Annotated in this window: 9 protein-coding genes; all 9 read left to right on the forward strand. The window is 72.2% G+C overall.

The features are described 5' to 3' along the window. The first annotated feature begins 96 nt into the window (after positions 1-96). The 9 genes from ACZ58V_RS40440 to ACZ58V_RS40480 all read left to right on the forward strand — a co-directional run bounded on the left by ACZ58V_RS40440 (position 97) and on the right by ACZ58V_RS40480 (position 9,517). Entirely contained in the window at positions 97-852 is a 756-nt protein-coding gene (locus ACZ58V_RS40440; protein ID WP_468198186.1) for a dienelactone hydrolase family protein, read from the forward strand. A 122-nt stretch (positions 853-974) separates the two neighbouring features. Beyond that, the gene (locus ACZ58V_RS40445) at positions 975-1,820 is read left to right on the forward strand and encodes an MHYT domain-containing protein (RefSeq protein WP_471296290.1); all 846 of its coding nucleotides are present in this window, start codon (positions 975-977) and stop codon (positions 1,818-1,820) included. Between the two features lie 46 nt (positions 1,821-1,866). Beyond that, on the forward strand, positions 1,867-3,372 hold the full coding sequence (locus ACZ58V_RS40450; protein ID WP_471296293.1) for a metallophosphoesterase family protein: 1,506 nt from the start codon (positions 1,867-1,869) through the stop codon (positions 3,370-3,372). Between the two features lie 81 nt (positions 3,373-3,453). Next, entirely contained in the window at positions 3,454-4,482 is a 1,029-nt protein-coding gene (locus ACZ58V_RS40455) for an LLM class flavin-dependent oxidoreductase (protein WP_468198191.1), read from the forward strand. Positions 4,483-4,912: 430 nt separating this feature from the next. Continuing rightward, entirely contained in the window at positions 4,913-5,023 is a 111-nt protein-coding gene (locus tag ACZ58V_RS40460) for a keywimysin-related RiPP (RefSeq protein WP_107047813.1), read from the forward strand. Between the two features lie 26 nt (positions 5,024-5,049). Next, positions 5,050-6,900 (forward strand): lasso peptide isopeptide bond-forming cyclase, encoded by a 1,851-nt coding sequence (locus ACZ58V_RS40465; RefSeq protein ID WP_471296296.1) that lies wholly within the window; start codon positions 5,050-5,052, stop codon positions 6,898-6,900. A 36-nt stretch (positions 6,901-6,936) separates the two neighbouring features. Then, positions 6,937-7,191 (forward strand): lasso peptide biosynthesis PqqD family chaperone, encoded by a 255-nt coding sequence (locus tag ACZ58V_RS40470; protein WP_358447697.1) that lies wholly within the window; start codon positions 6,937-6,939, stop codon positions 7,189-7,191. Further along, positions 7,188-7,625, forward strand: a complete 438-nt coding sequence (locus tag ACZ58V_RS40475; protein WP_466798470.1) for a lasso peptide biosynthesis B2 protein — start codon at positions 7,188-7,190, stop codon at positions 7,623-7,625. The genes ACZ58V_RS40470 and ACZ58V_RS40475 overlap by 4 nt, the downstream gene beginning before the upstream one ends. After that, complete coding sequence (locus tag ACZ58V_RS40480) at positions 7,622-9,517, forward strand: ABC transporter ATP-binding protein (RefSeq protein WP_471296300.1); 1,896 nt, start codon at positions 7,622-7,624, stop codon at positions 9,515-9,517. The genes ACZ58V_RS40475 and ACZ58V_RS40480 overlap by 4 nt, the downstream gene beginning before the upstream one ends. The last annotated feature ends 89 nt before the right edge of the window (positions 9,518-9,606 follow it).

Genomic DNA, 9,606 nt, shown 5'->3' on the forward strand with positions numbered 1-9,606 from the left:
AGCGGCGTGTCACGATGCCCGAGATCCGCCCGGTCACGCGGACGGGTCCTGGCCGAGACCCGCAGGTCCGACACTCCGCAGAGAGGCAGCCCAGCCATGACCGCCGTACAGGGAACCGCTGTCGACATCCCCACCGAGGACGGCACCGCCGACGCGTATCTGACCCGCCCCGACGACAGGGCCGCCCATCCGGCGGTCCTGCTCTACATGGACGCCTTCGGCCTGCGTCCGCGACTGCGGTCCATGGCCGACCGGCTGGCCGGTGAGGGCTACACGGTGCTGGTGCCGAACGTGTTCTACCGGCACGGTCGCGCCCCGCTGTTCGATCTGCCCGAGTTCATCGACCCGGGGGCGCGTCCGGAGATATTCGAGCGCATCATGCCGGTCATGCAGACCCTGACGCCGGACGTCGCGATGCGGGACGCCGCTGCCTATCTGGGCTGGCTGGCCGAGTCTCCCGCGGTGGCCGACGGCCCGGTCGCGCTGACCGGCTACTGCATGGGCGCCCGCCTCTCGCTGCTGACCGCCGGCACCTACCCGGAGCGGGTGGCGGCCGCGGCCGGCTTCCACGGCGGGCGGCTGGCGACGGACACGCCGGACAGCCCGCACCTGGTGGCCGGCGCGATCACCGCCGAGCTGTACTTCGGCCACGCCGACCAGGACCCCTCGCTGCCGCCGGAGCAGATCGAGCGCCTGGAGGAGGCCCTGACGGCGGCGGGCGTCCGCCACCGCTGCGAGGTGTACCCGGGCGCGCCCCACGGTTTCACACAGTCCGACACGGCGTCGTACCACGCGGAGGGCGACGAGCGGCACTGGGCGGCTCTGCTCGACCTCCTGAAGCGCACATTCTGACCGAAGTCGACTCCCGATGAACGGAAGTTGTCGATCTACCGACGGTAAGGGCTTGCTTTCACGTGTCCACTGCCCGTAGATCTTGCCTCCACACCAGCCAAGACTCTGGGGGGAGTTGGCTTATGGACGGCACGGTCGACGGGTTCCGCTACGGTGCGGTGACCCCGGTTGCGGCCTATCTGATGGCTTGCCTGGGCGGGGCACTGGGGCTGCGGTGCATCGTGCGCTCGCTGCTCGATACGCGATCCTGGAAGCCCGGTTGGCTTGCGTTAGGCGCCGCCTCCATCGGCTGCGGCATCTGGACGATGCACTTCATCGCCATGATCGGCTTCCACGTGGAGGAGACCCGGATCCGCTACGACGCGGCCACGACGGTGCTCAGTCTCGTCGTGGCCGTTGTCGTGGTCGGCATCGGCGTGTTCATCGTCGGCTACCGCGGCACGGGCCGCACGGTCCTGGCGGTCGCGGGGACCGTCACCGGACTGGGCGTCGCGACCATGCACTATCTGGGCATGGCGGCGATGCGGCTGAACGGCGACGTCGGCTACGACCCGCTCGGTGTCGCACTGTCCGTACTGATCGCCGTCGCCGCCGCGACCGCCGCGCTGTGGTCGGCCGTCACGATCCGCAACCTGCTGATGAGCCTCGGGGCTAGCCTGGTGATGGGGGTGGCGGTGTCCGGGATGCACTACACGGGCATGGCCGCCGTCAGCGTCCATGTGCACGACACGGCCAACGGGACGTGGGAGGGCGACTCGCCCATGTCGCTGCTGCTGCCGATGCTGCTGGGACCGGTCGTCTTCCTGCTGCTGGCCGGGGTCGTGGTGATGTTCGATCCGCTGCTGGTGGTGGGCGAACGGCCCTCCGCATCGCGCCCGGGCGCCTCCGGCCGGGGCTCGGCCGCCAACTCCGCCGCGTCGCAGGGCGGTTCGCGGCAGGCAGCGACCTGGCCCACCCGCAAGCGCTGAGCAACCCGCCGCGGACGGCCTCCGGATCGATTGTTACGGTGCATCGGTGTCTGACTCCTCACGCGATACCGCCGAAGGCGCAGGCTGGAACAGCACCGAACGCGGCGCGTACCAGCAGTTGATGCCGCAGCGGGTCGAGAAGATCTCCTGGCTGAACCCGAAGACGCTGTGGGCCGCCCGCAACGGCGTGCTGGCCTCCTGGTTCGGCGACCCCACCGGCCGAATACGCGGCCGGTGGGTGGCACAGCGCGAGGCCACCGGCGCACCGGCCGACAAGGTGATCCGGCGCGAGGAGCCGGACCGGTTCTCCTTCCTCGTCATCGGCGACACCGGCGAGGGCGACGACCCCCAGTACGCCGTCGTGCCGGGCTTCCTGAAGACCGGTCAGGACACCAGCTTCGCCGTACTGGCCAGCGATGTGATCTACCCGGTGGGCAGCGCGGACGACTACGACACCAAGTTCTTCCGCCCGTACCAGGACTACCAGGCGCCCATCTACGCGATACCCGGCAACCACGACTGGTACGAGGACCTCGGCGGCTTCATGCGCGTCTTCTGCGACGACGCCCCGCCGCTGCCGCCCGAGCCCCGGCCGCGTCCCCTCAGCCGGGCCTGGCTGCGGTCGCTGCTGTGGCACAAGCCGCGCCCGGACGACGGGCAACACCTGGCCGAGGCCCGCAAGTTGCGCTCCTCCCCCGCTCAGCAGGCCGTCCAGCCGGGCCCGTACTGGGCGATCGACGCCGGCCCGGTGCGGATCATCGGCATCGACACGGGCCTGCTCGGCACCCTGGACGCCGAGCAGGGCGCCTGGCTGCGGGAGGTCTCCCGGGGACCCCGCCCGAAGATCCTGGTCACGGGCTCGCCGCTGTACGTGGACGGCCGTGGTGAGCCGTGCGCGATCGAAGGGGGCGGGACCGTCGACGCCATCGTCCGCGACCCGGACCACCACTACGTGGCGGCGATCGGGGGCGACATCCACAACTACCAGCGCTACCCGGTCCGGCTGGACGACGGCCGCACGCTGCAGTACGTAGTGGCGGGCGGGGGCGGCGCGTTCATGCACGCCACGCACACGATCCCCCGCGTCAGCGTCGCGGGCGTCACCGAGCAGGACTTCCGCTGCTATCCGCTGCGCGGCGACTCCCTCGCCTTCTACAGCCGGCTCTACGGCCGCCGGCTGCGGATGCGCCGCTTCTTCACGCTGACCGAGGCCGAGGCGACGGCCGTGATCGCCGAGCGGCTCGGCATCAAGCCCGCGCGCACCCCGGACGCCTCGACGCGCGTCACCCGGCGGGTCCGGCTGGTCGCCGGGCTGCTCGGCACCGGCCGCCGCCCCGACAAGGCCAAGCGGTTCCGGCTGCCGGTGCGGAAGATCTACACGTCGCTGTTCTCGCCGGGCTCGGCGACGTACAGCCCGCCCTTCTTCAAGTGCTTCCTGCGCCTGGACGTCTCCCCCGAGGAGGTCCGGCTGCGCTGCTACGCGGCCACCGGCAACCGTGCCCAGGAAGTCGCCCCGCCGGTCGAGGACGAGGTGACGATCCCGCTGCGCTGACCGGGCGAGGGCGGGAACAGCCTGCGCTCCCGCCGGGTTGACACGACCGTAAGCCATTGAAGCTTCAATGATGGAGGGCTCGTGCCACCGACCCCGCGCCCGCTGCGCAAGCTGGGTTTCCTGACCATCGGGCTCTTCGACGCGGCGGACCCGCGCCGGGGTCACGAGTCCACGCTGGAGATGATCGAGCTGGGCGAGCGGCTCGGTTTCGACAGCGCGTGGGTCCGTCACCGGCATCTGCAGTACGGCGTCTCCTCCCCGGTCGCCGTCCTGTCGGCGGCGTCCCAGCGCACCCGCCGCATCGAGCTGGGCACCGCGGTCACCCCGCTCGGCTGGGAGAACCCACTGCGGCTGGCCGAGGACCTGGCCACCGTCGACCTGCTGTCGGGCGGCCGGCTCAACCCGGGCGTGAGCGTGGGCCCGCCCATGCACTTCGACCAGGTCAAGGGCGCCCTCTACCCGGACACGGCCGACGCCGAGGACTTCGGCTACGGGCGGGTGGAGCGACTGCTCGACGCCGTGCGGGGCGAGCCGGTGACGGACTTCAGCGGCACGGAGGGGTTCGAGGTCTTCTCGGACCGCGTGCAGCCGCACTCCCCCGGGCTGGGCCGTCGCCTGTGGTACGGCGGCGGCAGCCTGCGCTCGGCCCGGTGGGCGGGCGAACGCGGCATGAACCTCCTCACCAGCAGCGTGGTGAAGGCCGAAGCCCCCGAGGGCCCTTACGACTTCGCGGCGATCCAGCTCGCCCAGATCCGCGCCTTCCGTGCCGCCCACCCCGACGGCGAGGCGGCCCGGGTCTCGCAGGGCCTGGTCGTCATCCCCACGGACGGCGCCTCGCCCGAGCAGCGCGCACGCTATGAGGAGTACGCCGCCCAACGCACTCCCCGGACCACCTCACCCCAGGGCCCGGCACGGCTGCTGTTCGCGCCGGACCTGGTGGGCACCTCGGCGGAGATCGCCGAACGGCTGCACGCGCACGCCGCGTTCCGGGAGGTGGACGAGGTGGCGTTCGCCCTGCCCTTCACCTTCGAGCACGAGGACCATGTGCAGATCCTCACCGACATGGCGACCAGGCTGGGCCCGGCCCTGGGGTGGCGACCGGGCGCCTGAGGTCTTTCGTGTTCGGCGAAGGAGGTCGGGTCTCCCAGGCCTAGGGGTGCACGTCGCAGGCGCGGAGCGCGCCCCGGCGGCGCCCCTCCGGACCGTCGACGGACCCGTCCGGGCAGGTGCTGCGAGCAACTGCCGAAGGCGCATGTCAAAACGTTCCTTCTCACTCTTGCGCACCCGGGCCGCGCCATCCGCCCGCGCCCGCACCGGCCGAACGGGAGCCGGCGCACAACCCGATAGGTGCGCATTTTGTATATTGTCCGAGCTTCGCAGAGGCTCTTGCCTCGATCTCACGCTCTGCAGCTAGCTAGTGCTGCGTCCGCTTCCCGGCCCGGGTTCCCGATGAGCCCGGCGCCGACCGGCGGCACCTGGGCTGGTCCCCAAGGCCACCGGTCAGGGAGGCGGCCGGCACACCTGCACGTGAGGAGTGGTCATGAAGAAGGCATACGAGGCACCGACGCTCGTCCGGCTCGGTACGTTCCGGAAGGAGACGGGGCTCCTCCAGCGCTCCGGCAACGACCGGCTGATCCTGAGCAAGAACTGACGACCGACGGTCCTTGACCCGACGTCATGACTGAACTGCACGAAAGTGCGGGGACGGGCCCCGGCGACGCGCACTTCGCGGTCTTCACGGACCGTGCGGACGCGGCCGCCGTGGCCCGCTCCTTCGCCCGCCCCGGAAGCCGGACCCTCGCGCACGCGTCGGGCCGGCCCTGGCTGGTCGGCAACTGGCACGACGACGAGATCGTCACGGCGAGGGTCCGCGGCGCCTCACTCGCCGTCGTCGGCTGCTGCCCGGTCGACGCCGACGAACTGCGGCGCCGGGCCGAACGGTTGCGTGACCTCGCGGAGCTCGACGCACTGGCCCGGTCCCTCCCCGGCAGTTTCCACCTCGCCGGCGCCCTCGACGGCCGGATCAGGGTGCAGGGCACGGCCTGCGGACTGCGGCTCGTCTTCCACGCGGAGATCGACGGCGTACGTGTGGCCGCGACCCGCGCCGACACCCTGGCCACCGTCCTGGGCTCGGAGCCCGACGTGGGGGAACTGGCCGTCAGGCTGCTGTGGCCCGCCCCGTACCCGCTGTTCGAGACCTCGATGTGGCGTGCGGTCACCGCCGTCCCCCCGCAGAGTGCCGTCGTGGTGGCCCCGGACGGGCGCACCGTACGGCACAGCCGGTGGTGGAGGCCGCCGGAGCCCGTCCGGCCGCTTGCCGACGCGGCTCCCCTGATCCGGACGGCACTGGAGGAAGCCGTCGGCGCGCGCACCCGTCAGGGCGGCGTGGTGAGCTGTGATCTGTCCGGTGGCCTGGACTCGACCTCCGTCTGCTTCCTGGCCGACCGCTCCCCCGCCCGCGTGGTGGCCAGTACGTGGCCCGGGCGGGATCCGGCGGACACCGACCTGGCCTGGGCCGAGCGGGCGATGCGGTACCTGCCGGACGTCGAGCACGTGGTCTGGGACGCCGACGACTCGCCGCTGGTCTACGAGGATCTGCTCGGCATCGACGACCTCCTCGACGAACCCACCATCGGCGTCATGGACCGTTCCCGGGTGCTGCACCACCTGCCCGGCCTCGCCGCGCGCGGCAGCCGGTTGCACCTGACCGGCATCGGCGGCGACCACGTGGCATGGTGCTCCGAGGCGTACTACCACCGGCTGCTGCGCACCCGGCCGCTGTTCGCCCTGCGCCAGTTGCGCGGGTTCAGGGCGCTGTGGCAATGGCCGCTCGGCGGCACACTCCGCGCACTCACCGACTCCCGTCCGTACCGGAGGTGGCTCACCGACGCCGCCGGTGACCTGCGCGGCCCCTCGCCCCAGTCCGTCACGACGGGCCTGGGCTGGGGGATGACCCCGCGCCTCTTCGGCTGGGTGACTCCCGAGGCCGAGCGGCTGGCCCGCCGGGCACTGCTCGATGCCGCGGCGACGGCCTCGCCGCTCCATCCGGACCGTGGGCTGCACACCGACCTGGAACAGATCCGCTCCTGCACCCGCGTCATCCGGCAGTGGGACCGGATGGCGGCCCGCGCCGGCCTGCCGATGGCCTCCCCCTTCCTGGACGACCGCGTCATCGAGGCGTGCCTGTCCGTACGTCCGAGCGAGCGCGTCACACCCTGGCGGTACAAGCCCGTCCTGAGCACCTCGATGCGCGGGATCGTGCCCGAGGAGTGCCTGCGACGCAGCAACAAGGCCACGGCCTCCATGGACGCCTCCAACGGACTGCGCGAACACCGTGCCGACCTGCTGGCCCTGTGGGAGGACTCACGGCTGGCGGAGCTGGGCCTGGTGGACGGCGCCGAGCTGCGCCGCCTCGCCCGGCGGCCCGCCTCCCCGGGGCTCTCCGACGCCATCCTCTACTCCACGATCGCCGCGGAGGTGTGGCTGCGCGGGCTCACCCGCCGCCGCGCCCACGTCCCACAACCCTGACCACACCCCCGTCAGACACGTCAGAAAGGCCCCCACATGCCCCTGCGGTTCGGCGACGAGGTCTCCACGGCCGAGACCGACTACGGCACCGTCCTGCTGGACGAACGGGTCGGCTCCTACTGGGAGCTGAACCCGACGGCCACCCTGGTGGTGCGGACGCTGCTGGACGGCGGCGAGGAGGCGGACGCGGCCGCCGCCCTGGTCCGGGAGTTCGACATCGACCAGGCGCAAGCCCTCCAGGACGTCGAGACGCTCGTCCGCGAGCTGCGCGAGTCGGGGCTCGCCTCATGACGACGCCCAGCGCACTGGAGCGGCCCACCGGGGTGCCCCTGGGCCGGCGCCTGACGGCCCGCCTCGTCCTGCTGCCCGCAGTCGCCCTCGCTCTGCTGCCACCCCGTCACATCCGCACCGTGCTCGGCGTCCTGCGGCGCGGCGCCGCACCGGCGACCACCGGGCAGGCCCAGAGCGCACGCGACGCCATGTGCGCCGTCAGCCTGCGCTGCGCCGGGCCGAAGGGGTGCCTGCCACGCTCCCTGGGAGCGGCACTGCTGTGCAGGCTCGGCGGAACATGGCCGACCTGGTGCACCGGCGTACGAGTCACCCCGCCCTTCACCGCGCACGCCTGGGTCGAGGCTGACGGCCGTCCCGTCGGAGAGGGCGTCCCGCAGGGCTACTTCGCCCGCCTGGTGACCGTCGCCCCGCTGCCGGGGCCTGCCGACCGATGACCGGCGCGGCGGTTGCGCGCGACGGCCGGGCCCCGGCCGCCGGGACCGAAGCCGGCAAGTCCACCCTGGCGGCGGTGGCCACGATGTACCGGCTCACGGCCGGGCATCGCGGCGCCATCGCCGTCGCCAGCGTGCTGACCCTCGTCGGCTCCGCCCTGGGACTTGCCCAGCCGCTTGTCGCCAAGCAGGTCGTGGACGCCAGTGGCCACGGACAGGTCATCTGGCCGCTGCTGGCCCTCCTGGGCACGCTGTTCGTCGTCGAGGCGGCGACGGGGGCGGCGGGACGCTTCCTTCTGGAACGGATGGGCGAAGGCGTCGTACGCCAACTCCGGCACGGGCTGGTGGGCCGGCTGCTCCGGCTGGAGATGAGGGAGTACGACCGCCACCGCAGCGGCGACCTCATCTCCCGGGTGACCGCCGACACCACCCTGCTGCGGGAGGTCGTCTCGCAGGCCCTGGTCGATCTCGTGACGGGAAGCCTGGTCGCGGCCGGGGCGCTCGCCCTCATGGCGTGGCTGGACCCCCTGTTGCTGCTCCTGGTCGTCGTGACCGTGGCGGCGTCGGCCGTGGTGGTCGCCTCACTGCTCACGGGCATCAGGAACGCGTCCGAACACATGCAGGGCTCGGTCGGTGCCGTCGCCGCCGATCTCGAACGCGCCCTGTCCGCCCTGCCGATGGTCCGTGTGCACCGGGCCGAGGAGCGGGAGGCGGCCGGGATCGGCGCCCGCGTGGACGCGGCCTACGGCGCGGGCGTGCGCACCGCGAAGCTCGCCTCCGTGATGAGCTCCGCCGTCGAACTCGCCGTGCAGGGCTCCTTCCTCATCGTCCTGGTCGTCGGCGGCCTGCGCGTCGGCGGTCACGCCGGCTCCCTCGGCGACCTCGTCGCGTTCCTGCTGTACGCCTCGTACCTGGTCCTGCCGTTGTCCTCCGTCTTCCGCGCGGTGGGCCTCGTCCAGCGCGGGATGGGCGCCTACCAGCGCATCGACGAGGCGCTCCGCCTCCCTGTGGAACCCACCGCACCCCGGAGCGCGACAGACCGCGCACCCGCACCGCGGCCGACCGGACCGTCCGGCACCCGCGAACAGCCCGTCCTCGCCCTGCGCGACGTCCACTTCGGCTACGACCCGGAGCTGCCGGTCCTGCGCGGTGTTTCGTTCGCCGTCCCGCAGCGTCGGCACGTGGCTCTGGTCGGGCCGTCCGGAGCCGGCAAGAGCACGGTGTTCGCCCTGGTCGCGAGGTTCTACGAACCGGATGCGGGCACCTTGCTCTTCAGGGGGCGGCCGGCGACCGAACTCACTCGCGGGGACTGCCGCCGAGGCATCGCCGTGGTCGACCAGAACACCCATGTGGTGCACGGCACCCTGCGTGACAACATCACCTACGCCGTGCCCGACGCCACGGAGGCGGAGATCCGGCGCGTCGTCGAACTGGCCCGGCTCGAAGAGGTCGTCGACCGGCTGCCCGGGGGGCTGGCCGCCGTCATCGGTGAACACGGGTGCAACCTCTCCGGTGGCGAACGCCAACGTGTCGCCCTCGCAAGGGCGTTGCTGGCCCGGCCCGCACTGCTGCTGCTGGACGAGCCGACCTCGCACCTCGACGCGATCAACGAGTCTGCTCTCACCACCGTCATGAAGGACGTCGCCCAGGAGTGCGCCCTGCTGGTCATCGCCCACCGTCTGTCCACCGTGCAGCACGCCGACCACATCGTGGTGCTCCAGGACGGCCGCACGGTCGCCGGCGGACGTCACGAGGAACTGCTGGTCAGCAACGCCCTCTACCGCGAACTGGCCGCGAGCCAGATGCTCCGGGCGGCTGGGCGGCCCGAGGGAAGGGAGCCCGACCAGGACACGTGCCCTTCAGGCGCCCCCACCGGTGACGGCGGACCGGCCTAGGGCGTGTCTCTTTGACGGGTTGGTCAGTTGATCGGGTGTGTCTGTCCGGTTAGTGATCACTGATGCGATGTGGGATCGGCTCGAGCCGC

It is taken from the genome of Streptomyces sp. NPDC040589, from assembly GCF_055594445.1.